The sequence below is a fragment of the Rhodococcus sp. ZPP genome, from assembly GCF_017656075.1.
In the GTDB taxonomy this organism is placed as follows: Bacteria; Actinomycetota; Actinomycetes; order Mycobacteriales; family Mycobacteriaceae; genus Rhodococcus_F; species Rhodococcus_F oxybenzonivorans.
The window spans coordinates 5,187,779-5,214,521 of record NZ_CP058638.1; the positions used below are offsets into that span (position 1 = coordinate 5,187,779).

Annotated in this window: 24 protein-coding genes and 1 pseudogene; 14 read left to right on the forward strand and 11 right to left on the reverse strand. The window is 63.6% G+C overall.

Going from position 1 to position 26,743, the window contains the following annotated elements:
• Nucleotides 1-41: 41 nt before the first annotated feature.
• From ureG to HYG77_RS24060, 4 genes are all read left to right on the forward strand, one after another.
• Entirely contained in the window at nucleotides 42-731 is a 690-nt protein-coding gene (gene ureG, locus HYG77_RS24045; protein WP_208960852.1) for an urease accessory protein UreG, read from the forward strand.
• On the forward strand, nucleotides 731-1,384 hold the full coding sequence (locus HYG77_RS24050) for an urease accessory protein UreD (RefSeq protein ID WP_208960853.1): 654 nt from the start codon (nucleotides 731-733) through the stop codon (nucleotides 1,382-1,384). Before ureG ends, HYG77_RS24050 begins: the two co-directional genes overlap by 1 nt.
• Nucleotides 1,385-1,447: 63 nt before the next feature.
• Complete coding sequence (locus HYG77_RS24055) at nucleotides 1,448-2,383, forward strand: 4-(cytidine 5'-diphospho)-2-C-methyl-D-erythritol kinase (RefSeq protein WP_109332437.1); 936 nt, start codon at nucleotides 1,448-1,450, stop codon at nucleotides 2,381-2,383.
• Nucleotides 2,383-4,167, forward strand: coding sequence for an ABC-F family ATP-binding cassette domain-containing protein (locus HYG77_RS24060; RefSeq protein ID WP_208960854.1), 1,785 nt, complete (start codon nucleotides 2,383-2,385; stop codon nucleotides 4,165-4,167). Before HYG77_RS24055 ends, HYG77_RS24060 begins: the two co-directional genes overlap by 1 nt.
• Here HYG77_RS24060 and HYG77_RS24065 read toward each other — a convergent pair.
• Nucleotides 4,164-5,675 (reverse strand): acetyl-CoA acetyltransferase, encoded by a 1,512-nt coding sequence (locus tag HYG77_RS24065; RefSeq protein ID WP_208960855.1) that lies wholly within the window; start codon nucleotides 5,673-5,675, stop codon nucleotides 4,164-4,166. The two genes, HYG77_RS24060 and HYG77_RS24065, sit on opposite strands and share 4 nt — an antisense overlap.
• 48 nt (nucleotides 5,676-5,723) lie before the next feature.
• Nucleotides 5,724-6,818, reverse strand: a complete 1,095-nt coding sequence (locus tag HYG77_RS24070; protein WP_208960856.1) for an IS630 family transposase — start codon at nucleotides 6,816-6,818, stop codon at nucleotides 5,724-5,726.
• 303 nt (nucleotides 6,819-7,121) lie between these two features.
• Here HYG77_RS24070 and HYG77_RS24075 point away from each other — a divergent pair, with 303 nt between their 5' ends.
• The 3 genes from HYG77_RS24075 to HYG77_RS24085 are packed head-to-tail and all read left to right on the forward strand — an operon-like array spanning nucleotide 7,122 to nucleotide 8,757.
• Entirely contained in the window at nucleotides 7,122-7,598 is a 477-nt protein-coding gene (locus tag HYG77_RS24075; RefSeq protein ID WP_109332434.1) for a nuclear transport factor 2 family protein, read from the forward strand.
• 40 nt (nucleotides 7,599-7,638) lie between these two features.
• On the forward strand, nucleotides 7,639-8,031 hold the full coding sequence (locus HYG77_RS24080) for a VOC family protein (RefSeq protein WP_109335282.1): 393 nt from the start codon (nucleotides 7,639-7,641) through the stop codon (nucleotides 8,029-8,031).
• Between the two features lie 27 nt (nucleotides 8,032-8,058).
• Nucleotides 8,059-8,757, forward strand: a complete 699-nt coding sequence (locus tag HYG77_RS24085; RefSeq protein ID WP_208960857.1) for a pyridoxal 5'-phosphate synthase — start codon at nucleotides 8,059-8,061, stop codon at nucleotides 8,755-8,757.
• A gap of 22 nt (nucleotides 8,758-8,779) precedes the next feature.
• Here the strand turns inward: HYG77_RS24085 and HYG77_RS24090 are convergent, their stop codons facing one another.
• Nucleotides 8,780-9,277: a hypothetical protein gene (locus tag HYG77_RS24090; RefSeq protein WP_208960858.1), complete on the reverse strand. Its 498-nt coding sequence runs from the start codon at nucleotides 9,275-9,277 to the stop codon at nucleotides 8,780-8,782.
• 119 nt (nucleotides 9,278-9,396) lie between these two features.
• A complete protein-coding gene (locus HYG77_RS24095; protein ID WP_109332431.1) occupies nucleotides 9,397-11,100 on the reverse strand; it encodes a peptide chain release factor 3 in 1,704 nt (567 codons plus the stop codon).
• A 219-nt stretch (nucleotides 11,101-11,319) separates the two neighbouring features.
• Between HYG77_RS24095 and HYG77_RS24100 the strand changes: the two genes are divergently transcribed.
• Nucleotides 11,320-12,954, forward strand: coding sequence for a fatty acyl-AMP ligase (locus tag HYG77_RS24100; RefSeq protein WP_208960859.1), 1,635 nt, complete (start codon nucleotides 11,320-11,322; stop codon nucleotides 12,952-12,954).
• Between the two features lie 23 nt (nucleotides 12,955-12,977).
• Here the strand turns inward: HYG77_RS24100 and HYG77_RS24105 are convergent, their stop codons facing one another.
• The 7 genes and pseudogenes from HYG77_RS24105 to HYG77_RS24140 form a co-directional block, all read right to left on the reverse strand.
• Nucleotides 12,978-13,145: a hypothetical protein gene (locus HYG77_RS24105; RefSeq protein WP_244373086.1), complete on the reverse strand. Its 168-nt coding sequence runs from the start codon at nucleotides 13,143-13,145 to the stop codon at nucleotides 12,978-12,980.
• A gap of 102 nt (nucleotides 13,146-13,247) precedes the next feature.
• Nucleotides 13,248-14,092: pseudogene (locus tag HYG77_RS24110) on the reverse strand (LLM class F420-dependent oxidoreductase).
• Nucleotides 14,093-14,154: 62 nt separating this feature from the next.
• Nucleotides 14,155-15,300: an acyl-CoA dehydrogenase family protein gene (locus HYG77_RS24115; RefSeq protein ID WP_208960860.1), complete on the reverse strand. Its 1,146-nt coding sequence runs from the start codon at nucleotides 15,298-15,300 to the stop codon at nucleotides 14,155-14,157.
• A gap of 179 nt (nucleotides 15,301-15,479) precedes the next feature.
• On the reverse strand, nucleotides 15,480-16,595 hold the full coding sequence (locus HYG77_RS24120; RefSeq protein WP_208960861.1) for a 3,4-dihydroxy-2-butanone-4-phosphate synthase: 1,116 nt from the start codon (nucleotides 16,593-16,595) through the stop codon (nucleotides 15,480-15,482).
• Between the two features lie 63 nt (nucleotides 16,596-16,658).
• Complete coding sequence (locus tag HYG77_RS24125; protein WP_208960862.1) at nucleotides 16,659-17,108, reverse strand: MaoC family dehydratase; 450 nt, start codon at nucleotides 17,106-17,108, stop codon at nucleotides 16,659-16,661.
• A 73-nt stretch (nucleotides 17,109-17,181) separates the two neighbouring features.
• Nucleotides 17,182-17,961, reverse strand: coding sequence for an enoyl-CoA hydratase-related protein (locus HYG77_RS24130; protein ID WP_208960863.1), 780 nt, complete (start codon nucleotides 17,959-17,961; stop codon nucleotides 17,182-17,184).
• Between the two features lie 412 nt (nucleotides 17,962-18,373).
• Nucleotides 18,374-19,558, reverse strand: coding sequence for an acetyl-CoA acetyltransferase (locus tag HYG77_RS24140; RefSeq protein WP_208960865.1), 1,185 nt, complete (start codon nucleotides 19,556-19,558; stop codon nucleotides 18,374-18,376).
• Between the two features lie 336 nt (nucleotides 19,559-19,894).
• Between HYG77_RS24140 and HYG77_RS24145 the strand changes: the two genes are divergently transcribed.
• The 6 genes from HYG77_RS24145 to HYG77_RS24175 all read left to right on the forward strand — a co-directional run bounded on the left by HYG77_RS24145 (nucleotide 19,895) and on the right by HYG77_RS24175 (nucleotide 26,715).
• Complete coding sequence (locus tag HYG77_RS24145; protein ID WP_208960866.1) at nucleotides 19,895-21,523, forward strand: NAD(P)/FAD-dependent oxidoreductase; 1,629 nt, start codon at nucleotides 19,895-19,897, stop codon at nucleotides 21,521-21,523.
• 40 nt (nucleotides 21,524-21,563) lie between these two features.
• Nucleotides 21,564-22,307: an SDR family NAD(P)-dependent oxidoreductase gene (locus tag HYG77_RS24150; protein ID WP_208960867.1), complete on the forward strand. Its 744-nt coding sequence runs from the start codon at nucleotides 21,564-21,566 to the stop codon at nucleotides 22,305-22,307.
• A gap of 63 nt (nucleotides 22,308-22,370) precedes the next feature.
• Nucleotides 22,371-22,709, forward strand: a complete 339-nt coding sequence (locus HYG77_RS24155) for an NIPSNAP family protein (protein ID WP_208960868.1) — start codon at nucleotides 22,371-22,373, stop codon at nucleotides 22,707-22,709.
• Nucleotides 22,706-23,449, forward strand: coding sequence for an SDR family oxidoreductase (locus tag HYG77_RS24160; protein WP_208960869.1), 744 nt, complete (start codon nucleotides 22,706-22,708; stop codon nucleotides 23,447-23,449). Before HYG77_RS24155 ends, HYG77_RS24160 begins: the two co-directional genes overlap by 4 nt.
• 86 nt (nucleotides 23,450-23,535) lie before the next feature.
• Nucleotides 23,536-24,354 carry a mycofactocin-coupled SDR family oxidoreductase gene (locus HYG77_RS24165; protein ID WP_208960870.1) on the forward strand — a complete coding sequence of 273 codons (819 nt, stop codon included), beginning with the start codon at nucleotides 23,536-23,538 and terminating at the stop codon, nucleotides 24,352-24,354.
• 1,722 nt (nucleotides 24,355-26,076) lie between these two features.
• Nucleotides 26,077-26,715, forward strand: a complete 639-nt coding sequence (locus HYG77_RS24175; protein WP_208960872.1) for a TetR/AcrR family transcriptional regulator — start codon at nucleotides 26,077-26,079, stop codon at nucleotides 26,713-26,715.
• The last annotated feature ends 28 nt before the right edge of the window (nucleotides 26,716-26,743 follow it).

A 26,743-nucleotide genomic window follows, 5' to 3' on the forward strand; every position in this document is an offset into this window, starting at 1 on the left:
GACGAGTAAGACTGAATCAGCCCTGAGTAAGGAGAGTAACCATGCCACCGCATGTCATCGACGGTGAGCCGCACGATCATCTGCACGATCGGCCGAAGCGGACACGAGTAGCGGGTGAGCCGGTCCGGATCGGCATCGGCGGGCCGGTGGGGTCGGGCAAAACGGCTCTGGTGGCAGCACTGTGCAGGCAACTGCGCGACGAGCTGTCCCTCGCCGTTCTGACCAACGACATCTACACCACCGAGGACGCGGATTTCCTGCGTCGCCACGCCGTGCTTCCGGACGAGCGGATTGCCGCAGTGCAGACCGGTGGCTGCCCGCACACAGCCATCCGCGACGACATCACCGCCAATCTCGACGCCATCGACGACTTGATCGACACCAACCCACCGCTCGACTTGATTCTCGTCGAGTCGGGCGGCGACAACCTGACGGCCACGTTCTCGTCCGGCCTCATCGACGTGCAGATTTTCGTCGTCGATGTCGCCGGTGGCGACAAGGCTCCGCGCAAGGGCGGTCCCGGGGTGACGTTCTCGGACCTGCTGGTGATCAACAAGACCGATCTGGCGCCGATGGTCGGTGCCGATCTGTCGGTGATGCAGCGGGACGCCGAGCAGGTTCGTGAGGGCAGGCCCACCGTACTGATCTCGCTGACCGAGGACCCGTCGTCCGGGCCGGCTCTGCGGTGGGTGCGCGAGCAGGTACGCACGCTCGCCGACGTGCACGGGTAGTGCGCACCGCGCTGACCATCGTGGCGACTCCTGGCCGGAGCCCCCGGATCTCCGCCGTCGGCGGGCTCGCCGCCCGGATCACCGGGCGCGACACGGTCCACGTGATCGGCACGGCCGCCACCCCGCTCGGCGGTGACCACTGGGACATCACCGTCCGGGTGCTGTCGGGGGCGCGGCTGTCGCTCCGCAGCGTCGCTGCGTCCCTGGCGCTGCCCGGCCGGGAATGCACGGTGTCGACGGCACACTGGTCGGTCGATGTGGAAGACGACGCCACCCTCGACTGCGCCCTGGAGCCGACCGTCGTGGCCGGCGCCGCCGAGCACCGGGTCGAATCGACGGTGCTCCTCGCACCGACGTCGACGCTGGTCTTGCGAGAGCGGGTACAGATCGGCCGCACCGGGGAACGCGCCGGAATCTGGATCGGGACGACCGACGCCGATCTGGGGAATGTTCCGCTGCTCCGGCACCGGCTGGAGTTGGGCGCCGGCACCGTCTCCCACGACCTTCTCGACGCGCCCGCCGCCCTCACCAGCGAGCTCCGCTATCCCGACGATCGTCCCGCGGAGGTGTCGGGCGACGCCCGCACAGCCCGAACACGTCTTCCGCTCGCACGAGGAGGCAGCCTCACGACGCAGCTCGGCCCACGACTGTGAGCTGAGGGCGGGGGGTGCCACGCATTTCCACCCCCGTACTGCGAGCGCCTAAGCTCTATCCTTGTGCTTTCCGTCGTTCCTCGCCCCGTCGTCGTCCGGGCCCCGTCCAAGGTCAATCTCCACCTGGCCGTCGGGGACCAACGTGCCGACGGCTACCACGAGCTGAACACGGTCTTCCAGGCGCTCTCGCTCGGCGACACCGTGTCGGTCGCGCCTGCGGATGCGCTGACCGTGAAGGTCCGCGGTGAGGATGCCCGCGTGGTTCCCACCGACAGCCGCAACCTCGTCTGGAAAGCCGCCGAGATGCTTGCGGTCGAGGCCGACCGGCGTCCCGACGTCGAGATCTCGATCGACAAGGGCATCCCGGTTGCCGGTGGCATGGCGGGCGGCAGCGCCGACGCGGCCGCGACGCTGGTGGCCCTCAACGCGCTGTGGCATCTCGACCTCTCTCGTGAGGACCTCCATTCTTTCGCAGCGAAACTGGGTAGTGACGTGCCGTTTGCGTTGCACGGTGGTACCGCATTCGGAACCGGACGTGGCGAGAGACTCCTGCCAGTTCTCTCGCGCAGCACCTTCCATTGGGTACTCGCGCTCGCGAAAGGCGGGTTGAGCACCCCGACGGTGTTTCGGGAACTCGACCGCCTGCGTGCCGGCGGCACACCACCGAAGCTCGGCGGTGCGGACGACCTCATGCATGCGCTCACGACGGGCGACGCTGCAACGCTCGCGCCGCTGCTGGGCAACGATCTGCAGGCCGCTGCCCTGTCCCTCGAGCCACGACTGCGGCGGACGTTACGCGCCGGAGTTGCCGCGGGCGCACTCGCCGGCATTGTCTCCGGGTCGGGGCCGACCTGTGCCTTTCTGTGCGCTGACGCGGATGCCGCGGTCCGTGTCAGCGCAGAACTCGCAGGTGCGGGAGTGTGTCGCACCGTGCGGGTCGCGAGCGGACCGGTGCCGGGCGCCCGAATAATCAATGACGCGGCGGAGGGATCGCACTGATGGCGAATCTGATCAATCTCGAACAGGTATCGAAGTCGTTCGGCATCAAGCCGTTGCTCGATTCGGTGTCGCTCGGCGTACAGGAAGGCGAACGCATCGGCGTCGTCGGGCTCAACGGTGGCGGCAAGACCACGATGCTCGAGGTGCTCGCCGGTGTGGAAGCGCCCGACTCCGGACGCGTCAGCCGGGTCGGCGGCCTGCGGATGGCGGTGGTGACGCAACGCGGCGTCCTGCCGCCCGGCTCCAGTGTCGGCGACGTGGTTCTCGGACCGCTCGGCGTCGCCGCGCACGAATGGGCCGGTGACGCCCGCATCCGCTCCGTCCTCGCGGGCATCGGAATCGACAACCTCGGCTTGGAAGTCACCGTCGACGGACTGTCCGGTGGCGAGCGACGGCGTGTCGCGCTGGCGGCGGCGCTGGTGCAGGACCTCGACCTCCTGGTACTCGACGAACCCACCAACCACCTCGACGTCGAGGGGGTGCAGTGGCTGGCCGAGCACCTGGTGTCCCGCCGTAGCGCACTCGTTGTCGTCACCCACGACCGCTGGTTCCTCGACACCGTCGCCAACCGCACGTGGGAAGTGGTGGGCGGCAGGGTCGAAAGCTACGAGGGTGGTTACAACGACTGGGTTTTCGCACGGGCGGAGCGGTCCCGGCAGGCGGACGCGTCCGAGGAGCGCCGGCGTAACCTGGCTCGCAAGGAGTTGGCGTGGCTGCGGCGCGGTGCCCCGGCCCGCACGTCGAAGCCCAAGTACCGGATCGAGGCCGCGGAGGCGTTGATTGCCGACGTGCCGCCGCCCCGCGACAACGTGGCCTTGGCGTCGTTCGCACAGCGCCGGCTCGGCAAGGTGGTCATCGAACTCGAGGATGCCCGTCTCGAGACGCCCGACGGCCGGGTGCTCGTCGACGACCTCACGTGGCGGCTCGCGCCCGGTGAACGTGTCGGCCTGGTCGGGGTCAACGGTTCCGGCAAGACGACGTTGCTCCGCACGCTCGCCGGGGAAATCGAACCTGCGTCGGGCAAACGGATCCAGGGACAGACGGTCCACATCGGATGGTTGCGCCAGGAACTCGACGACCTCCCCATCGGCATGCGGGTCCTCGAGGCCGTCAAGGACGTCGCGGAGCGGATCACTTTGGGCGACAAGGAAGTCTCGGCCGGACAGCTGGCCGAGCGGCTGGGCTTCACGCCGGCTCGTCAGCGAACACCGGTCGGTGACCTGTCGGGCGGTGAGCGGCGCCGCCTCCAGCTCACGCGAGTGCTGATGGCCGAGCCCAACGTCCTTCTTCTCGACGAGCCGACCAACGACCTCGACATCGACACCCTGCAGCAGCTCGAGGACATCCTCGACGGCTGGGCGGGCACGATGGTCGTCATCAGCCACGACCGCTACCTGATCGAGCGCATCTGTGACACGACCTGGGCACTGTTCGGTGACGGGAAGCTGACCAACCTCCCCGGCGGCATCGAGGACTACCTGCGACGCCGTGCGCTGATGGGTGACGTCGGCGCACCGTCCGTCGCGTCGACGGCGACGGGTGCGTCGGCGCCCAAGCAGGCGCGCGACGGTGCGGCGGAACGTGCTGCGCGGAAAGAACTTTCTCGCCTCGAGCGTGCGGTCGCCAAGCTGGACGAGCGCGAGCGGAAGCTGCACGAGAAGTTGGCCGAGGCAGCGACGGATCCGGACAAGCTGCAGAAGCTCGACGTCGAGCTCAAGCAAGTGGTGGCCGAGAAGGAAGCGGCTGAGGAGCAGTGGATGGAACTGGCCGCCGATCTGGACTAGCCGGTCGGAAACCGAACGGTCAGCACACCGTCCCGGTCGGTGACGTGGACCGTCCGGCCGATCACCGACCGCGGGGGAGTGCGGGTGTACGCCGACAGGGCGGCTGCGTCCTCGGGTCCGGTGCGTCCGGCGAGACGCCGTCCGTCGGACGTGTGTGCGACGACGAATCCGGTGGCGGGGACACCGTCGCGGCCGTACTCCACGGTGGTCGTGAGAATCTCGGCTTCGCCGTCGTATCCGGTGACGAGTTCGGCAGCGTCCGAACCGAGCTGTTCCGGCTCGGGGATGCCGATGTAGCCGTTCCGGTGCGGCGTGCCCGAGAGCAGGACGACGTGCTGGTACGTCAGATATCCGCCGTTGCCGTGGACGAGGGCCGGGCCGGCGCCCTCACGAACGCGGCGGGTCACTTCGGCGATGGCGTGCAGGGTGTAGCTGTTGAGTGGGCCGCCGAAGAACGAGTGCCCACCGGTCACGCTGGGGACGGTGTCCTCGGGTAGGCCGAGTGCGCGAATCAACAACTTCGGGACCACCGGGAAGCAACTGTAGGCGTCGACGACGTCGAGGGCGGACGCCTCGAGGGAGGCCTGGGCCAGTGCGCGGCCGACGGCCCGGTTCATCGCCGCGGAGGCCCCGAAGCTGTTGCGGGCAAGCACATCCACCGGGTCGGTCGCTCCGGCGCCACCCCACAGATAGACCACTCGGTCGTCGGTGATGCCGTGTTCGCGGGCGCGCGCCAGGGAGCACACCACGACCGCGGCCGCCTGATCCACGAACGGCATGGCGTTGAGCGTCAAAGGATACGGTTCACAGACCATGCGATTGCCCGGTCCGGTGGTCGCGATGTCTTCGGGGGAATACACCGTCGACGTCCACGACGCCGGATTCTTCGCCGCCAGCTCCGAGAAGGCCGAGTACATGCGGGCCGACCACGCCGAGGATTGCTCGGGTGTGCCGCCCGAGTCGTAGGTGAAGCGATTCTCGAACAAGGGATAGACGCGGGTCGGCACGATGAGCCCGGCCCGCTGCATGCCGGGGCTCCCGAGATCGGAGGCGTCGAAGGCCGGTGGCCCACCCGGTGCCGTTACCCAGCCGAGCGACACCGGATCGGTGCCCGACTTCTGCAGCGCCGTCATGGTCGCCTGCGCCTCACCGCCCACCAGCAGTGCCACCGACGATCGACCGCCGGCGATGTCGTCACCGATGCGGTCGAGAAGAGCAGCAGGCCAATGGCCGCCGATCGGCGAGGTGCTCGCGGTGATGGGCGCCTGCAGGTTCAGCCGGGCCGCGAGCAATCCCGGAAGATCGTCGTAGGACCAGCTGACGGTCTTGACCGCGTGTATCGCGTCGATCCGGGACCGCAGCGCTGCGACACCGCAGTCGGCGATCGCTGACTGCGCAGCCTCCGAGATGAGATCGAGTGGCTCCCGCGGGCCCGCCGGAACCCCACTTCGTCCGGACCGTACGTCGCCGACACCGACGATGACAGGTACGCGCGCTGGATCGAGCATGGAAACCCCTTCGGCGTCCGGACGGTCGAGAACCTCGTCAGCGACACCCTAGTGTCCCGCGTCAGAAATTCGTGAGATATATTTAGCGAGGGAATCGAGGATCTCCTCGGCGGTCTTGTGCCAGACGAACGGCTTCGGGTCGTCGTTCCAGGTCTTGACCCAGTTGCGAACGTCTTTCTCGAGTGCTGCAACGCTTTTGTGTACACCACGGCGGAGCAGCTGATCGGTCAGGAATGCGAACCATCGCTCGACCTGATTGATCCACGAGGACCCGGTCGGGGTGAAGTGGACGTGAAAACGTGGGTGCTTGGCCAACCAGTCGCCCACTGCCGGCGTCTTGTGGGTGGCCAGGTTGTCGCAGACGAGATGCACGTCCAACTCGTCGGGGACGGCCTTGTCGATCGCGGTGAGGAACTTCTTGAACTCCACGGCCCGGTGACGTCGATGAAGCTCGGAGATCACCGTGCCGTCGGCGATGTTGAACGCCGCGAACAGGCTGGTGACGCCGCTGCGGGCGTAGTCATGACTGCGCCGTTCCGGCATGCCGGGCATCATCGGCAGCACCGGCTGGGAACGGTTCAATGCCTGCATCTGGCTCTTCTCGTCCACGCACAGGACGACGGCACGCTCGGGCGGATTATGGTAGAGGCCAACAATATCGACGACCTTGTCCACGAACTGCGGATCCGTGGAAAGCTTGAAACCATCGGTCAGATGCGGTTTGAGTTCGAACTTGCGCCAGATCCGGCCGATCGTCGACGGTGACAGGCCGGTGCGCTTGGCCATCGAGGTACGTGACCAGTGCGTCGCATTGGCCGGGGAGGTTTCCAGTGTCGCGGTAACCACGTCTTCGACCCGGTCCAGCAAGATCGAGGGCGGACGACCCGGTCGAGGTTCGTCGACCAAGCCGTCGAGGCGTCGGTCGACGAAGCGCCCGCGCCATTTGTTGACCGTGTTGGCGGATATCCCTAGGTCTGCCGCAACTTGCTTGTTTGTCATCCCCGGCTCCGCGCAGGCCAACACGATCCGCGACCTCAGCGCTAACGATTGTGGGGTTTTCGCTCGCCGCGACCATCGAACGAGTTGTTCGCGTTCGTTATCGGTCAACATCAACTCAGCCTTCGGGCGTCCGGTTCGAGGCATGCCTCAGGATATCAAGTTAAAGCACGAATTTATGGCGTACGACACTAGTGTGGAACGCGTTATATGTAGATGTCGGGTCACATTCACACTGGGCGGGATCGGAGAACGAGTGTGGCCGGGAGTTCGATCGGCGCTGTTTCGACGGGTGCGGGCGGGAAGTCGATTCGTGACCTTTTCGTGTCCCGAATCACGGCGTAAATATGCATGATCCGGGCAAAAGGGGGGAATCCAAGGCGAGCCCGCAGATGTTCGGACTAATCTGCAGTCCAGGGCATGCATGTCGCTGCACAGGAGGCGGGGGTCATGGATCTCGAAGCAATCAAACAGATCGAGCAGCTCAAGCACCGTTACTCTCGTGCACTCGATACCAAGTCGTGGGAAGAATTCGCCGACACCATGGTTCCCGAAGTCAAGGCCACGTACAGCGAATACCTGACGTTCGATTCCCGTGACTCCTTCGTGTCCTTTCTGGAGAACACGTTGGGCACTCATGTGATCACCGAGCACCAGTGCGGGCAGCCCGAGATCACCGTCACCGGTGACACGGCTGTCGGCGTGTGGTTTCTTGCAGACACCACGCTCATCCCGGAGGACGGCATGTTGCTGCGGGGGTCGGCCTACTATCACGACAGTTACATCCGGTGCCCGGACGGGGCGTGGCGGATCACGTCCACGGGGTACGAGCGCACGTGGGAATCCGTGGCTGCCCTGTCGGACTTCCCGAGTTTCCGGCTGACTTCCAACAAATGGGCGATGTTGCAACCCCCCGCCTCGGCCTGACCGAGCACCGGAGGTTGCCACGACGAGGCGGGAGGTGACGATGTCGTCTGCAGTGCCCGTTCCCGGTGCGGTGCCGTACCTCACGGTGAGAAGAGGCACCGAAGCTGTCGAATGGTATTCGGCGGTGTTCGGCGCGGAGGTAGTCGGGGAGCCGATCGTCTTGGACGACGGCAGGATCGGCCACGTGGAGTTACAGCTCCCCACCGGGATGATCTACCTCGCCGAGGAGTTCCCGGAAATGGGTTTGACTGCGCCGGAGGCAGGTTCGACATCGGTCAGCTTGATGCTCGCAGTCGACGATCCCGACGCCGTCCTGTTGAGTGCCCGCGATGCCGGGGGGACCGTGGAGCGGTGGATCTCCGAGGGGCACGGGCATCGCAACGCCACCCTCATCGATCCGTTCGGGCACCGCTGGATGCTCGTCGGGCCGTAGGCCACACCGGCCCGCTACTGTCGGCACATGCCGATCGCACCGGACCCTTCGTCGTTCCCGGACACCCGGGCGTGGATACGGGCTTTGCCCGCGCTCACCGTCGTCGACCCAGCGCTTCCCGAACCACCGCCCGTCGAATCGCTGCCGGACGCGCCGCACATCCTCTTTCTCGACTGGCTCGCCGAGGCGGCGGCCGCCGGAGTTCCAGAACCGCACGCCGCCGCGTTGTCGACGGTGGACCCGGGGGGTCGGCCCGACGCTCGGTTCCTTCTACTCAAGGACGTCACGGAGCGAGGTTTCTGGTTTTCCGGCGACACGCGTTCGCCGAAGGGGCGTGAGCTGACGTCGAACGCTGTTGCTGCGCTGACGTTGTACTGGCGGGAACGGGGGCGTCAGATCCGGGTGCGCGGAACCGTGGTCGACGGCGGTCCGGACGTGTCAGCCCGCGACTTCCGGGAGCGGTCGGTGACCGCCCGCGCCGTCGCGACTGCGAGTCGCCAGAGCGAGGTGCTCACCGATCCCGCGGAATACGAACGGGTGGTCAGGGCGGCGGCCGCGAGCATCGAGGCCGAGCCCGACTTCGTGTCGAGCACGTGGCGAGCCTGGTGCCTAGTGCCCGACAGCGTCGAATTCTGGCAGGCCGATCCCGGGCGCCGGCATCAGCGCTGGAGCTACCGAAGGGAGCCCTCGGGCGAGGGGTGGACGCGCGCGATTCTGTGGCCGTAAGGGCCTGCCGGACGCGGGACGGTCAGCGAAGGGTCGTGGAGGGAGAGCGCAGGTCCACGACGATCGACTGGCCGTTCAGCTGGGCGTGAATCTCCGGCCGTTCGAATCCGGCCGCCACGAGGTACTCACCGAGCAGCTCGAGCAGTTCGTCGGCGTCCACGGTGGGGTCGGCGGAGTGGCTGCTCGCGGACGCGAGGTGGTCCTCGAGGAGTTCGGTGTGTGCAAGACGACCCGCGACCCGCACGGCTGCCACTCCCATCGCGTTGCGTCGCTTCACGGTCCGACCACGGGACTCGAGGGACGAGGTGGTGTCAACCGACTCGGCTGCCTCCTCGGTGCTGTGGGAGCCGGAGCTGCGCGTCGGCAACGGAAAGGTGAACGTTTCGGCGGAGCTGGGCGTCGACGCGCCGTTGCCGGTCAGTGCTCCGCTGCTCGGTTCCGCGAAGGCTGATTCGGCGGTCGAGCCGTTGCCCCTGGAGCCGTTGCTGCCCGATCCATTGGTAGAAATGCCGTTCTCCATCGTGTCGCTTCCTGCTCGTAGACAAACGGGTTCTCGCACCAGCCCGCCAGTTTGCTCGATACGAACGTGAAAGCTACCAGCACCCGAGGTTCCGCCGCAGATCCGGCGGGCGGCCGACTTCAGTCGGCGGCGGCCACCAGCGGCTCGAGCGTGAGGTCGGGCAACTCCTTCTGGATGTACTGCAGTCGCCATTTGTCGCTCACGAGCGCAAGAAGAACCCCGTCGGATCGGGTGAACACCTCGACGCCGCGTTGACGGTTCAGTTCGTCGACGGACTGCGGATCGGTCCGTCGGGCCAACGCGTAAGCAAGCGGTTCCATCCGGGCCTCGACGTTGAACTCGGCTTTCATCCGGGCCGCAACCACCTCGAACTGCATGGGACCGACCGCCGCCATCACGGGGGACGCGTCGCCGCGAAGGTCGTTGCGCAGAATCTGCACGACACCTTCGGAGTCGAGCTGATCCACCGCGCGGCGGAACTGCTTGTACTTGCCGGCGCTCTCGGCCCGCAGGATGGAGAAGTGCTCGGGAGCGAACGACGGGATCGGCGGGAACTCCACCTTCTTCTCGAAATAGAGAGTGTGCCCGGGGGCGAGGGCCGTGGCGTTGACCAGTCCCACCACGTCACCCGGGTAGGCGGATTCGACGGTGGACCGTTCACGACCGAACACCGTCTGCGCGTACTTGGTGGTGAAGGGCTTACCCGTCTGGGCGTGGGTGACCACCATGCCGCGCTCGAAGACGCCGGAGACGATGCGCATGAACGCGAGGCGGTCGCGGTGGGCTGTATCCATCCCGGCCTGCACTTTGAACACGACGGCACTGAACGGGTCCGTGACCTCGCGGGGAGTGCCGGTGACGTCCTCACGGGCGCGGGGCGGCGGCGCCAGCTCCACCAGAGTGTCCAGGATTTGCCGCACGCCGAAGTTGAGCATCGCCGACGCGAAGATCACCGGCGAGGTCTGACCGCCGAGGAACAATTCCTGATCGTGGTCCTGGCCGGTGGCCGAGAGCAGCTCGCTCTCCTCCGCGGCGGTGACCCACTCGCTGCCCTCCTTCGCGAGGGCGGCGTCCGCGTCCATCACCTCTTCCGGGGCGATCTTGGCGCCGCCCGCGGTGCGGGTGAACCGGATGTACTCGCGGGGGGCGCCGTCCTCGCCGCGGCGCAACAGTCCTCGGAAGTCGCCCGCGATGCCCACAGGCCAGTACAGGGGAGTCGGGGTGAGGCCGATCCGCTCATGGATCTCGTCGAGCAGTTCCAGCGGCGTCTGACCCGGGCGGTCCCACTTGTTGATGACCGTGATCACGGGGATCCCACGGTGACGACATACCTGGAACAGCTTGAGCGTCTGCGGTTCGAGACCCTTCGCGGCGTCGATGAGCATGACGGCGGCGTCGACAGCGGTCAGGACTCGGTAAGTGTCCTCCGAGAAGTCCGAGTGACCGGGAGTGTCGACCAGGTTGATGACGTTGTCGGTGAGGTCGTCCGGCGACGCCTCGGTGGAACGGTAGTTGAACTGGAGAGCCGTGGAGCTGACCGAGATACCGCGGGCCTTCTCCATCTCCATCCAGTCGGACACCGTCGACTTGCGCCCTGCCTTCCCGTGCACGGCGCCCGCCTCGGAGATCACCTTCGCATGCAAGGCGAGAGCTTCGGTCAACGTCGACTTACCGGCATCGGGGTGGGAGATCACAGCGAAGGTCCGGCGACGCTGAGCCTCCGCGCGGACGCCCTTGTCGAGCTTGTCCTGCGACGAGGCAGTGGTGGCGACAGACTCCGCCTCGGCTGGGATGATGTCGGCCGAGTCGGACGGGGTAGTCAACGAAGAACCTCTCGGGGGACTGGATGCGGAAAGGCCAGGTGGCCGCATACCAGGTTACCCGGGGGCCGAGGAGGGATTTACAGCACATCCGGCGGGAGGTAACACTGACCTGACGTAACACTCAGCTCGGGTTCGGATATTTAATCAGCGTGAGCCGTCGGGGCGCTCCGGAGTTACGTCTACTGCGTTCGGACACCCGTATCTGCACGAGGAGAAATCTTGAGCAAGTTCACCGACGAGATGTATGCCACCGCTGTCACCAGCAACCGCGGGTTGGTCACCGGTGAGCCGGATGCGCCGTTGCGACAGCCATGGGGCGAAATTCATCGGGTAGCGCGGCAGATGGCGGGTGCGCTCGCGGCGGCGGGTATCGGCCACGGCGACGCCATCGGCATCCTGGCCGGTCAGCCCGTCGACATCGCGCCGTCCTGCCAGGGAATCTGGATGCGTGGTGCCTCCGTCACGATGCTGCATCAGCCCACCCCGCGGACCGATCTGGCGGTATGGGCCAAAGACACCGAAACCGTGATCAGGATGATCGATGCGAAGGCAGTGATCCTCGGTGCGCCATTCGACGCGGCCAAGCCGCTACTCGAGGAACGCGGCATCACAGTGGTGACGGTGGCCGAACTGAACGAAGGTCCGGAGGTCGAACCGGTCGAGACCTTCGAGGACGACATTGCTTTGCAGCAGCTCACCTCCGGCTCCACCGGGTCGCCGAAAGCCGTGCAGATCACCCACGAGAACTTCTACACCAACGCCTACGCGATGATCGATCGCATCAAGTTCTCCCTCGACGACGACGTGATGGTCAGCTGGCTGCCGCTCTTTCACGACATGGGGATGGTGGGCTTCCTCAGTGTGCCCATGCAGGTCGGTGCCGAGGTCGTCAGCATTACCCCGATGGACTTCCTCCGCACCCCGCTGTTGTGGGCGCAGCTGATGGGCAAGTACAAGGGCACGGTCACGGCGGCGCCCAACTTCGCGTACTCGCTGCTGGCCCGTCGGCTGCGGCAAGCCGAGGACGGTGCGGTCGATCTGTCCAGTGTGCGGTACATGTGGAACGGGGCCGAACCGGTCGACCCCGACACCATGACGGCGCTCGCGGAGGCCGGCGCCCGGTTCGGACTGAATCCGTCCGCACTCGCCCCCGTATACGGGATGGCGGAGACCACCCTCGCAGTGTCGATTCCCGACCCAGATCAAGGTCAAGTACTCGACTTCGTCGACCCGGACATTCTCGAGGCGATGTCCCGGGCTGTCCCGTCGAGCAAGCCGAATGCGCGTCCCCTCGCCACCCTCGGGAAAATGGTTCCGAACCTCGAGGGCCGGGTCGTCGACGGGGACGGGGAACTGCTCCCCACCCGTGGAGTCGGGATCATCGAGGTCCGCGGCAAGGCCGTGACCCCCGGATACGTCACACTCGAGGGCCACAAGCCGGCTCAGGATCCGGACGGCTGGCTCAACACCGGTGATATCGGCTACTTCACCGAGGAGGGTCTCGTCGTGGTGTGCGGTCGCATCAAGGACGTGATCATCATGGGTGGCCGCAACATTTATCCCACCGACATCGAGCGGGCAGCCGGCACCGTGTCCGGGGTCCGCCCGGGCAACGCGGTCGCGGTGCGACTCGACGCCGGCCAGAAGCGGGAAAGCTTCGCGGTCGCGGTCGAAACCAACAACTATCAGGACCCGGACGAGGTCAAGCGGATCGAACACGAGGTCGTGCACGCGGTGGTCTCCGAGGTGGGGGTACGTCCGCGTACCGTCGCGGTCCTCGGACCCGGCAGCATTCCCAAGACATCGTCCGGCAAGTTGCGCCGGACCACCTCGGCGTCGCTGGTCCGCGACTGAGGCGCCATGCTGACACGCGTCCACTACCTCGCCTCGGCGACCATAGCCGCCCCGAAACCGATAAGGACGGTGCCCGTGATGCGGTCGAGGATTCGCCGTATCGACGGCTTCCCCAGGGTGGCGCGAGCCCGGGTCAGCAGAAGACTTTCGGCACCGAGCCACACGATGCCGAGAAGCCCACGGACGAGCACCAGCGCAGCCAGTGTGGGGGCGGTGGGCCCAGCCGGGAGGAACGAGTTGGGAGGAGTCCGGTGTAGAACACTGCAATCATGACTCGATAGCCTGAGCTGACGCTATATTGCGGACTTGACGATTTCGGCCAACGGGCCGACCGGGTCACCCTCGCCGAGGACTTGAATGGCAACGTGGTCGGCGCCGGCGGTGAGGTGCTCATCGACCTGCGCGCGTACAGTGGCCGCGTCGCCATGGGCTACGAGCGTGTCGATCAGTGCGTCGCTACCACCATTGGCGATGTCGACATCCGCCCAACCGAGCCGCTCGAGGTTGGACACGTAGTTGGTCAGATGTAGGTATGGCTGGTCGACCGGGGGTCGACCGATTTCACGGGCTTTCTGCGGGTCGATGTCGACGACGACCTTGTGCTCCGGCGCGAGCAGGACCCCATCACCCAGCTCGGCCCGGGCGAGTGCGGTGTGAGTCGGCTGGGTGAGGTACGGATGCGCGCCGAGGGCCCGGTCTGCCGACAGTGTCAGCATCCGCGGTCCGAGTGCCGCGAGGATGCGACGTTGGGTCGGGACCTTCTTGGCATCGAGAATGTCGAGGTAGCGGTTGATGCGATGTAGGGCTTCGCGTACTCGGCAATTGCCTCTCGGTGGCCGGCGCCGATACCCAGGTAGAAGCGTCCCGGGAAGTCGTCCTCGAGTTCGAGATACGCGTCGGCAATCACCGCGGCAACGGTATTCCAGATGTTCACGATGCCCGTGGCGACGGTGATGGCCTCGGTGGCGTCCAGGATTTTGCGAATTGGTCGCAGATGCTTGGGTGAACCCCCGAGCCAGATGGTTCCGTAGCCGAGCTCCTCGATGGCCCGGGCCTGCTCGGGGGAGAACTTGTCCCATCCTCCCCAGACCCCGTGCGTTCCGAAGCGTGCAATGTGTGCAGATTTGTCGGAAGTCATATCTCTGGCAACCGCTCTTTCGAGAGAGTGATGGGGTTCGTTCGTCCGGATGAACAGCGGAGTCACACAGCGAGGTCTCGGCCGATGATCTCCTTCATGATTTCATTGGAGCCGGCCCAGATCTTTGTCACACGAGCATCCATCCACGCTCGCGCAACCCTGTATTCGCGCATGTATCCGTAGCCGCCGTAGAGTTGGACACAGTGATCCAACACCTCGTTCTGCACGTGAGCAGACCACCATTTTGCCTTGGCCGCGTCCACCGGGCTCAGGCCGGACTCCGCGTGCTCAGTTACTGCCGCATCGACGAATGCCTGGGCGACCTCAATCTTCGTCACCAACTCGGCAAGCAGAAACTTATTGTACTGAAAGGAGCCGATTGATCGCCCGAAGGCCTTACGATTCCTAACGTAATCAATTGTCTCGGAGAGGATCTGCTTGGCATGTGCAATGTTCGCCACGGCTGTGCCGAGACGCTCCTGAGGCAGTCGCTCCATCATTGCCGCGAATCCTGTTTCGGGTTCGCCAAGCATTGCGGCAGCAGGTAGACGCAGTCCGTCGAAGAACAGCTCAGCTGTATCCGACTCCGGTTGGCCAACCTTGTCCAACTTGCGTCCACGCTCGAAGCCGGGTAGGGACGAATCGACAAGGAACAGGCTGATTCCTCTCGAACGTTGCTGAGGATCGGTTCGTGCGGCCACGACCACCAAGTCGGCGGAATAGCCGTTGGTTATGAAGGTTTTGGAGCCGTTGAGTATCCAGTCCGAACCGTCGCGGACTGCTGAAGTCTTGAGACTTGCCAAGTCGGACCCGCCGGCGGGCTCAGTCATGCCGATAGCGGCGACGACCTCTCCCTCGGCCATCCGAGGCAACCACTCTCGCTTGGTTTCCTCCGTTGCGAGGTCGACGACGTAGGGTGTCACGATATCGAAATGGATACTGAAGCTTGATACCAATGCCATGCTGACGGCCGCAAGCTCCTCAGTGGCGACGGCGTTGAATCTGTAGTCGTTGGCTTGACCGCCACCATATGTCTCCGGAACTTCGAGGCCGAGGATGCCCTGCTTTCCGGCTTCGCGCCATACTTCGCGTTCGATCAGTCGCTTTTCCGCGTAGGAGTCAACGTTTGGCACCACCTTCCGGTTCAGGAAGTCACGCACCGATTCTCGAAACTGGTCGTGTTCTGCAGTGAAGGCTGATCTCTTCATGTCGACTCTCTATGTGCCGTTCGAATGGTTCAGGGGATTGGTTCTGGCCGGGCGGCATCTCGCGATGCACCTGCGTCACTTGCGCATTTGGGGAGAGCGAGTAGTCGGTCCGAGTCGACGCATCGATCGCCGTAGTCGTCCAGGAAGGGGCGATTTCTGCACATGCCTCGGCGGGGTCGTTACCCTCGTGTCGGTGAAGAGGACGATATGCACTGCGGTGCAGCCTTACCGACTGCGGTCGATGCCAAGTTGCTCAAGATGCTCCATACCTCGAACAGTCCCGGCGGTGGGTTGACTAGGCGGGGCTCGAGGACCTCGCGGGCACGTAGTATTTGCGCGATATCAGCAATTCGCTCGCCGTATCGATTGTGGAAGGAGCAGTCCGGGCGGTCGGACTGCTCCATGTCATCCGAATCATTCGCGCGTCGGGCGATCACGATCAGGCCGTCGCGGTCAACGAGTGCGTTGGTGATATCGGGCTCGGCCTGGTCTACCGAAGGTGCATGCGGGGCGAAGTCCGTCTCGAAGCGTGCGTGCACTCGTGCGCGGCTCAGTGTTGACGGATCGCCTGAGGAGTAGGCGATGTAGTCGGCATTAGTGACGTCACTGTGATATCCCAATGCCTCGACGGTGCCGCAGGGTGTGTTACGCAGGGTACGGAAGGTCTGACGGACGTGAATCTCGGTAGTTCTTCGATAGTTCACGATATCCTGTACTGAGATCGAATTCAGTTGGTGCGCGTCCGCAAACGCGAGCGACTCGGTCGAATCCGCGATACCAGTGGGGTCGGCGACCGAGACAAGTGCCGCGAGTGCGCCCACCTCCCGAAGTCCGGCCGCACGCATCAGATCGATGACCGCCTCTGCCGACCTGCGACGACCGAGCACCCCGTCGCTATGGGTCCGAATAGGAATGACGTGTCCCGGGCGGGTGAACCCGGACGGAGTGCTGAACGGGTCCGCGATCTGGCGGAGAGTCCAGGCTCGGTCCTTTGCGGAGATGCCCGTGCCCACGCCTGCGGCATCGACCGCGACTGTGTAGTCGTCTCCGGGGGTCGGGCGGGTTCCGGCCATAGGTGGCAGGTCGATCCGCGCACATGCGTCGTCGGTCACTGCGGCGCAGATGAATCCTGATGTGTGACGAACCATGAAGTCGAGAGCGGAAGTGCTGGCGTTCTCTGCCGCGACAACGAGGTATCCGTCCGGGTCCGTACTCCCGCAACCGACGAGGACGATGGCGTTGCCGTCGACGAGGTCGGCAACGGCACGCGCGACTCGCTGGATTGAACCACTCACAGCGGGTTCTCCATTCTCCCGGAAGATGTTATTTGAAGACGAATTGCTCACCGCGCTGTGTTCTCACGCGAATAGCGTGACGGTGTCAGCAACACATGCTGGTTTGTCCGACCCGGCACATTCGATCGTCACCCTGATTGTGGCCAGAAGCCCGTGGTGGGTCGGTTCTACGGACGCGATCTCGGCGCCGGCGCGCACCTTGCTGTCGGCTGGGACGATGGCCGGGAATCGAACCTTGTTCAATCCGTAGTTGATACCCATCGACAGGCCGTCGATCGAGAAGATTTCTGCCGTCAGCCGCGGAATCAGCGACACCGTGAGATACCCGTGTGCGATCGTTGTGCCGAAGGGGCCGCCTGCAGCGCTCTCCGGGTCGACGTGTATCCATTGGCGGTCACCAGTCACCTCCGCGAAAGTATTAATATCGTTCTGCGAGACCGGGATCCATTCGCTGAAGCCCAGATGGGATCCCACAGCGCTCTGGAATTCGTCGATTCCGTCGAAGACTTTCATGTCACTCCCTATCGTGCGTCGACTCCGCGACATACGGCGCCGATCGGCCTGACTTATCGTGCCCGACCAGTTCTCAACGCCCGAGATAGCGGGGATTCCGCTTCTCGAGGAACGCCGAGATGGCTTCGTGGGTGTCCAGCGTTGTGAAGTTGTGCTCTTGGAAGACAGCTTCCCGATCGAGTGCAGCCCCGAAGCTTCCATCGAACGAACTATTCAGCAGATGTTTGGTCCGCGCCAATGCGATCGGTGGAAGCGCCTTCAGTTTCGACGCCCAATCATCGCAAAATGAATCGAGATCCTCCGGTGCCACGACATGATTGACTAGGCCCAGCTCGCGGGCCTGCGTCGCGGTCAGCATTTCACCGAAGAAGGCGATCTCCTTGGCCCGATGAAGACTGAGTGCCTGTGGCAGGTACCACGAACCTCCCAGGTCGGGTGACATCCCCCTCTTGACGAAAATCTGTGAGAATTGGGCGGTCGAATCGGCAACAACGAGATCGCAGGAGAGGGCGAGGTTGAAGCCTGCACCCACCGCATACCCCGACACGGCAGCGATCACAGGTTTGTTCAGTCGTCGAATCGCCAGGCAAGCCTCGTTGACGATCTGCATGGGGGCGAGGGGAAACAGATCATCCGACGATGCACCCAGTTCGGCTCCGGACGAGAAGTTCCCGCCGGCGCCGGTCAGAATGACCACCCGATCGCTGTTGTTTTTGCTGACCTCGTCCAGGGCTTCCTTCAGATCGGTCCACTCCTGCGTGCGGAGCCCATTCTTGCTCTCAGGACGATCGAATCTCACGGTGACAATGTCATCCTGACGATGAACCCCAAGGCTCGACTCGGTGGAGGTCATCGGCCTACCTGCTCTTCCTGAGCTGCGGTACCGAACGGCGCGACCGGCGGGGTCGCGTTCGGCGACCTGTCATGCGTCGCAGGTATGGCGGCGGGAGGGCCCACTTCGACGCGGTCGCCGATTCGGACCGACGCTGCGTGAGGGGTGGTGAGTCGGGTCAGCACTCGACCGCCAAGATCAAGATCTACATATGCGACGGCATACGGTGCCATCGCGTTGAACTCGGGGTTCGGGTGTGCGCGTACGACCGTCACCGCGTACACGGTGCCGCGGTCTCGGATCGGCTCACTGGTGATCGACAGCGACCCGCACTGCGAGCAGTGACCGCGTGGATATGTGAAGAGGTGGCGGCAATTCGAGCAGCGTGACAGCTCTGAACCTACCGCCGCAGCAGTGAAATATTGGTGTGTCATCATGCTCTCCCAAGGACTACAGTTCCGGACGCATGCCGGGATCCGAGGAATCCCCCGATCCCGTTGCAGACCGCGAGTTCGGCGCCGGGTACTTGCGATGTCGATGAACCGCGCATCTGTCGGGTGGCCTCGATGAGCAAGAAGAGTCCTCGCATCCCAGGGTGGGTCGACGAGAGTCCTCCACCGTCGGTATTGACTGCCGGACCGCCGTCCGAGTCGAAGTCCAGTACGCCACTGGCAACGTATTCGCCACCCGAACCCTTGGGGCAGAAGCCGAGATCCTCCAATTGGGTTACGACGGTGATGCTGAACGAGTCGTAAAGCATTGCGACGTGGATATCGTCGGGCCTGACACCAGCTTCGGCGAAGGCACGGCGGCCGGACTCGACCGCAGCCGAGGTGGTCAAGTTACTGTCGGCATCGACGAACGACACTGCCTCACCCGTGCCGAGCACCTCGACCCCGGCATGTCGGCAGTCCGTGAGTACAGCATCTGACACGAGGACGACTGCTCCGCCTCCGTCCGTCATCAGACAGCAATCGAGAAGACGCAACGGATCGGCGATGGGGCGAGACGAAACCACGTCGTCTACGGTCAGCTCACCGCGAGATCTGATTGCCAGGGCCTCGAGGCCATCGACTGCCAGAGGGTTGCGAAGTGCGTGCCGGCGTGCGGACACCGCGACGGACGCCAACTGCTCAGAAGTGGTGCCGTACTCGTGCATGTGGCGCGAGGCAACCAGGGCGTAGCTGCCGACCAGCGACAGACCGTGCGGGCGCTCGATCCGCTCCGCGGGAGTTTCGTGTATTCCGATGCTCGTCGGGATACCACCCGAACTCGACTCGCTCCGCAAAGTTGAACCATAGGTGATCAGTGCAACATCGATCAGGCCGGCCTCAATGGCATTTTTCGCGTGACCGATGTGAAGTTCGTACGACGACCCGCCGACATTCGTCGTGTCGATGACCTTGGGTTTGATTCCCAGGTACTCCGCCACCCCTAGCCCGGGAAGTGACGTCTCGGACTCACCTGCATCGTAGAGGCCGTCGACAGCGGACCACGTGAGTCCGGCATCGGCGAGTGCCTTGGACGCGCTCTCGGCTTTGATCTGATGAGGCGAGTAAGACGGTGCAACTCGCGCGGGGAACTCGTGAATACCTGCAATGAAAGCGCGACGGGACACGTGAACGCCATCCTCTCTCTCGTGGCTCGCGTTCGGATCGCAGAAGTCGGTGTGCCGGGGGCAACGTTCCGCGCCGGTTGACTCTGCATAGACCTTGGCTGACCAGGCCCTCTCGTAGTATCGTACTGTTTCAGTACGTTTAGTGCAAGCGTAAGGGTGGTGAGGTGTGAGTGGTGACCGATGGGTTTGAATGTGACCCTTGACGCATCCGATTTCGAGTGAGAGTCTCAGCACACCGGTCGCTCACTCGAGCTCAGTTCCCATCTGGCGCAGTCATATACAGACGCGCGGCGAGGGCCGGATGCACATCCCGAATCAACGACATGTGAGGTCCGAATGAACAACCAACAGGCGCACGGTGCAGATCCGGAGTCGGCGAAAGGTGAGGTACTCGACGCCCTAGTAGTCGGTGGCGGGGTTTCGGGAATCTATGCCCTCTACAGACTCAACGAGCAAGGTCACTCCGTGCGTTTGGTCGAGCGAGGTTCCGGGTTGGGCGGAACCTGGTTCTGGAACCGCTACCCCGGCGCTCGATTCGATTCCGATTCCTACTCGTACGGGTACTTCTTCTCTGAGATCCTGGCCGAGGAATGGCAGTGGAGCGAGCATTATGCCGGACAGCCGGAGATCGAACGCTACTTCAATTTCGTTGTCGACCGGTTCGAACTACGCGACAAGGTCCAGCTCGACACAACTGTCGTAAGCGCCCGGTTCGATTCGAACAACAACGTATGGGTTGTGGGGTATGCCGACGGCCAGGAGGTAGTGACCAGATTCCTCGTCCTGGCGACCGGCATGCTGTCCGAGCCCTACATTCCTGCGTTCGACGGGATGGACGACTTTCAAGGAGTCATGGTCCATTCGGGCGAGTGGCCGGCTGAGGGGATCGACTTCGCCGGCAAGCGTGTCGCGATTTTCGGCACCGGCTCGTCCGGCGTTCAGCTGGTGCCGGAGGTGGCACGAGACGCCGCGTCATTGACGGTGTTCCAGCGCAGCGGCCACTGGGTCACACCCCTGAACAACCGGCCGTTCACACCGGAGGAGCAGGAGGAGTACCGAAAGAATTTCCGGGAAGTACACCAGAAACGACTCGGCCACATCGGCGGCTTCATTCATGAACCTGAGCCGCGCCTTACGTTCGAGGTCTCGGAGGAGGAGCGTCTGAGAAAGTACGACGAGGTTTACAACTCTGGGGGGCTGCGCATCCTGTCGTCGAATTTTGCCGACACCCTGGCCGACCCCGCCGCGAACCAGGAGTTCTCGAAGTATGTGGCCGAGAAGATCAGTGCGAGTATCGAAGACCCGGATCTGGCGGAGCGGCTGATTCCGAACGATCACGGATTCGGCATGCACCGCCCGCCGAAGGGAACGTCCTACTACGAGACCTACAACAGCGACCACGTCCAGTTGGCGAGCCTCAAAGAGTCTCCGGTCGTACGGTTCACAAAAACTGGTGTGGTCACCACCGAAGATGAGTTCGAGTTCGATGTCATCATTTTTGCCACCGGTTTCGAAGCGTGGCTCGGTGCGCTGAAGAAGATCGACATCCGCGGCATGGACGATGAAGCGCTGATGGAGGCCTGGTCCGACGGCCCGCGCACCCTGTTGGGTATGGGTGTGCCCGGATTCCCCAATCTGACTTTTGTGGCCGGCGTGCACAGCGTGGGCGGCAACCTCCCGGCGTTCAGCGAGGTCCATGCGGATTGGGCTTCCGACTTGATCACGTACGTCAAGCGCCATGGCTACTCTCGCGTCGAAGTGACAAAGGAAGCCGCGCGCGAATGGACCGAGCACGTCTATGAAACCGTGAAGCCGGTTCTGCTCGCGAAGGGTTCGTGGTACCAGCGTGGCAATATCCCCGGATCCGACGGCAAGATCTTGACCTACTACGGCGGCCTGGGGACGTGGCGGGAATGGGCCTCGCAGGTGGCGGATAGCGGATACAAAGGCATGGAGTTCCAGTGAGAGGGAACTTCACGCCTGCGGAAGTCGTCAGAGCGGTTCGATGACGGAGACATTGGTGATCACGGGTGCCGGGGGCGACATCGGGTCCGCGGTTGCGTCCCGCATGGCCTCCTCGGATACCCGGGTACTGCTCGTGGACGTCGACCTGCCGAACCTGCGCGCGGTGGAGAGCGCCGTACGGGATGCGTACAGCGAGGTGGCGATCCTGCAGTGCGACGTTTCATCGGAGCACGACGCGGTGCGATATAGCCGCTTCGCCAGCGAGTTCGGTGGTGGATCGGTTGACCGGTTCTTCAACAACGCCGGGATCACCGGGGCCTGTGTGCCGCTCATCGAATACCCCACCGAGACCTTCGATCGGGTCCTGGCGGTGAACGTGCGTGGTGTCTTTCTCGGACTCAAGCACATCGGGCCACTAATGGGGAGCGGCGCCGCTGTGGTGAATACTTCGAGTATCGGCGGGTCGGCCGGCCAGGCAAACATGGCGGCCTATATCGCGTCGAAGCATGCGGTTATGGGTTTGACCAGAACGGCCGCCTTGGAATGGGCCGCTCGCGGTGTACGCGTCAATGCGATCTGTCCGGGTCCAGTTGCCGGGCAGATGATGAGTACGATCTTCGCCGGCCTCGGTCTTGATCCAGAGGCACGCGCAGCCCAGGTGCCGATGGGTCGGCTCGCGCACCCATCGGACGTTGCGGACTCGGTCGCGTTCCTGATGAGTTCGGCGGCCAGCCACGTCACGGGTACCTCGATATCGGTCGACGGCGGACGCCTTGCGGGGTAGCGCAAACCACCGAGTCGGCACAGGTGGTTCAAATTGGCTCGGCTCGATGGTGAGGAGTGCAAAGTGTTCATCGAACAGTACGAATACCAGGTGAACGAAGGGATGTGGGAGCAGTGGGAAGGCTTCATGGACCGTGCCGTCCCATATCAACAGAGTTGCGGGATGACGGTCCTCGGGCTCTTCTGGGCAGACAACGATCACACCAGATTTGTGTGGATGCGTCAGTTCGACAGCGACGAGCAGCGCGACCGTCTCTACTCAGCGGTGTACGACAGCGAGTTCTGGAAGCAGAATATGCTTCCAGAAGTCCGAAGACTGGTCGTGAAAGGCAGTAGCCGGACCACCCGACTGATCCCATTCTCGGGCCTGTCCGCACTGAGCCCGAAGGGCAACGGAGCATGAGGCGTTTCGAGGGTAAGAGCGTCCTTGTCAGCGGCGCGACCGGAGGGATCGGCGAGGCGGTTGTGCAACGACTCGCCGACGAAGGTGCCCAGCTGATAGTCACCGACATCGACCGGGATGCGTGCGAGAAACTTGTTGCGCGACTGGATGGCGAACACCTCGCACGTCAGCTCGACGTATCGGCAGAATCGGCGTGGGCCGCCGTGGTCGAGGAGCTCGAGTCACGAGAGTGCAGGCTCTATGGTCTCGTGAACAACGCTGCGGTGGCAACGCTGGGATCGGTCGTCGATGAGTCGGTTACAGCGTGGGACTCGGTCATAGCGGTCGGTCAGACCGGCACGTGGCTCGGGATGAAACACGCAGGCGCGCTTATCGAACGAAGCGGAGGCGGGGTGATCGTCAACGTCTGCTCCGTCCTGGGGACAATCGGCGTGCCACATAGTTTCGCGTATCACGCCGCAAAGGGCGCGGTTCGTGGAATGACCAAGAGCGCAGCCGTCTACTGGGCGCGTGCTGGTGTGCGCGTGAACTCCCTGCACCCGGGCTACATCGGAACACCGCGAATGCTAGATCGCCTCGGAGACGCAAGTTTCGGAGAGGCCACCGTCGCGAGGACACCCATGAACAGACTGGGCACGCCGGCAGAAGTAGCCGACGCCGTCGCATTCCTTACCAGCCCGGAATCCAGCTTCATCACAGGGGCCGAACTCTACATCGACGGCGGATTGACGGCACAGTAGTCGTCGCAGAACAGCTTCACCGCGGGGACATCCTCGCTCACAGCTGGATCAACCTTTCGGCATCCAAGACAAGATGAGGAGAACCCATGTCAGATTTGACAGGCAAAGTTGCATTGATCACCGGCGCAGCACGTGGCCAGGGCCGTGCGCACGCTCAGCGGCTGGCGTCAGAGGGGGCGGCGATCATTGCACTCGACTTGTGTGACGCGCTGCCGAAGAGCGTCAAGTATCGCTCTTCTACGACCGACGACCTCGACAAGACGGTGGCGCTGGTCGAGGAACTCGGCGGGCGAGTGATACCCATCGTCGCCGATGTGCGCGAATTCGACGCGATGAAATCGTCCGTCGACGACGCAGTCGAGAAGTTTGGCGGGCTCGATATCGTCGTCGCGAATGCGGGAATTGCAGTAATCACAGAATGGGACCAGATAACTCCGGCGGCCTTCAGGGACACCATCGACATCAACCTCATCGGGGTGTGGAACACGGTCATGGTTGGCGCGCCACACCTGCAGAACCGATCCGGCGGGTCCATAGTACTGGCCAGTTCGGCGGCAGGCGTTCGTGTTCAGCCATTCATGATCGACTACGTTGCAAGCAAGTACGCCGTGACCGGGATGGCCAAAGCATTCGCGGCCGAGCTGGCCAAGGACAACATCCGGGTCAACAGTATCCACCCAACGGGTGTAAATACGGAGATGGCGACAGATCCGAGCGTGCAGGAGATTTTCGCCGTGGCAACCGAACGGAATCCTCGGCCGGCAAGCCTCTTCACAAACATGCTCGACGTCAACCTGGTCGAACCCAGCGACGTCGCCAATACCGTCGCCTACCTGGTATCCGAGGAAGCGCGTTTCATCACCGGTCACGCTATGACGATCGATGCCGGAATCACACTCCACTGACCTGCCAGCGCTGCTGAGCGATTGTTCTGTTGCCTGGCACGATCATTTGTCGGTGCGCGGACCAGCTGAGAAGGTCCCAACGGTGCCGCCCGCGTTTCGTGTAGACGCTTATGACCCAACCTCGGCTGTTTCCGCTGAGTCGTGAATGGTGAAAACCTGTTCGGCTACCGCGGGTTCTATCAGTCAAGTCTCGACGTGGAACCCGCGGTGACTGAACCAGACGCTGTACTCGACCTCAGCGATTTCGAGGTCGTCGATCACCGTGCCTGGTCGCGGGAGACCGCGGCTCTATCAGGGTAGTGAATGCCGCGGCGAGGGCATAGCCGTCGGAGTCGCTGCGCCTGCCCGCTGCTATCTTGACCACCGGGTTGGGACGATGGCCCAATCGGGACAGGCCTGACCTTCATCGTCGCGGCTCCGCGCGACCATCGTCAGTTGTCCAATGCAGGATCCGTATAGACGCGTTGGCGGCTCGGCTCGCCGACTCTCGTGAGTTTGGCTGTCGTACAACGCCTGTCGGTCCGGATGACCCAAGTCCTGCTGTAATGTGCGCCGTGTCCGTCAGCGATCCTCCGGTCGCCATATTGGTGATCCTGAATGGCGCCGGGCTCCGATCGCGAGCTACGAGATCAGCCCCTCCATGCTGCTCCCTCGGTGCTCCGCTGAATGGTCTCCCTCCTATGACGGGGCCCTCCGCCACCCCCGGCGCAACATCCAGGCTGCGATCGATGACCGTGGAAGAACGAACGTCTCGAGCGTGGCACCAGTTATAACGATGCGCATCGAACCGATTTGTGGCAGTGGGAGGAACCCAGGTTGGGAGACAGGTCGGTGTCCCGGTGAAGCAAGGTTGCGCTGAAGTTCCAAACGACCATCCGAATCAAGGCATCTGCAATCAGTGGGAAGCTCGAGCGGCCGCACCTGGAGCCAAGCTGACCACGGGTCCGCACCGGGCATCGACAACCTACGGCGATGTGGGACAAGTTCCACCACTGGGGTACAAGCTTTGCATTCACTTGCTGACGCGGGTCTGCGAGTGCTGATCAAGGCTCGTTGTTGCGTCGCGGTGCAATTCGTCGAGCGGTTCGTCCACTGATCATAGTTCCATGTGCGGTCGCGCATCGTCGACCTGCGTCGTCCTCGACTACCACTTCGACATACTTGATCCGAAACCCACTCGGCAACAGTGTGCCGCGAATGGTCAGAGGGAAATGGGCGGGCGAGTGGAACTGGATGTGCAGGGAGCCGGTGACTGGCACGAAGTCTGGCGCAGACGCGCGAGCGGCAACGACTGCCATTGCCTGGTCCGCGACAGCGGCAACTATCCCGCCGTTGATGGCAGAGTTTGCGTTCAGGGGGAAATTGCTGACTTCCAGCATGAACTCGGATTGTTCGGGTTCGACCGACAGGCACACGAGCCCGATTGCCCTCATGCTTTCCAGGGAATTCGCCCACGTAATCCAATCTGTTCTCGACCCGCTTGCCGGCAGTGGCTGGTGCTGCGGCGGGCTACAAGCCGAAGGGTGTTCCATGGTTCCCGGTAGTCCTATCGTTGGGGCAAGCTGAGATGTGCGACGGGCAAGGTGCGGGCCGGGGACTGAACCGGGGCACACCGTATGGAATACCCACGCCCGGTCCGCTCAGTAATAACGTACAGTAGAAGTACGTTATGAAGTGTGAACTTGATGTGTGTCCCACTTCGGTCGAAGCCAGGAGGGGAATGTGGAAAGCGGCGCTGAAGATACCACAGTGATGCAGGTGCCAGTCGGCAGGCCGCGGCAAGCCGGCTACGACAGGCGCATTCTCGAGGCGGCTGTCCGCGTATTCGCCTGCCGCGGCTGGGAACGCTTCACCTTCGACGCGGTGGCGTCGGAGGCCGGGGTCGGAAAGCCTGCGTTGTACCGACGGTGGAGTTCGCGTATTGAGTTGCTCCGAGCTGCGACCACTCAACTCGTGGATCAGACCGCCGTCGACCACGGGTCTCTGCGCGCAGATATCGAAGACTATATTCGGCGGTTCTTCAACTTCATGATGACTGACTCTGGTCGCGCGTGGTTACGACTTCAGGTGGAGCTACCGTTTCATACCGAGCTGCAGGTTATCTCGCGCTCGGACCTGCTACATCCCGCCCAGCTCGAGTTCGAGGGGATCACTTCTCGCGCGATCGAGCGGGGGGAGCTGGCCTGCTCTCCGCCAGTGAAGCACATGCTGGAGGCGATCGGCGGGCCGGTCGTGATGCGTACTATCCACACCCCACCGTCGGAGCGCGCGAAGTTGACCTTGCAAGAGGAAGCCTACGTGGAGGAACTCTCCAACTGGACTCTCCGCGCACTGGCAGAATTCGGACGGACCTCAGGCTAGGTAAAGTCGTCTCGAGGATGCGGCCACA